At 51.6% G+C, this 320-nt stretch carries 1 pseudogene; it reads left to right on the top strand.

Going from position 1 to position 320, the window contains the following annotated elements:
- Positions 1 to 320: pseudogene (locus P0G09_RS17010) on the top strand (hypothetical protein); the annotation flags it as partial.

Genomic DNA, 320 nt, shown 5'->3' with positions numbered 1-320 from the left:
CGGCTCTCCATGACCTTTCTTCCGTTGATGCTGATTTAGCACAAATTCAAAATAGGTTGGCACGACTGACCGATTGCGAAAGGCAGTATCAAGCTGCTCTTTCCGAAAAAATCAAAAGCATCAAAGCATCTGCCCACCAAGCCGCACAGCAGATTGCGGAAAGCGAAAGCCGTATTGCCGCGCTGAAAGTCCAAAAACGGGAGCTGCTGGAAGCTATCAATGCCGGAAAGACCGCCCTGCATACGGTCAACGAAGTTCTGACAACCCTCGACAATGCCGAGGGCTGGAGTACATGGGACGTAATGGGCGGCGGTTTGATG

Source organism: Faecalibacterium sp. DFI.5.82, assembly GCF_029076575.1.
Taxonomy (GTDB): domain Bacteria; phylum Bacillota; class Clostridia; order Oscillospirales; family Ruminococcaceae; genus Faecalibacterium; species Faecalibacterium duncaniae.
The sequence above is the reverse complement of the archived record's forward strand: the minus strand, read 5'-3'. Positions and strand labels throughout refer to the sequence as shown.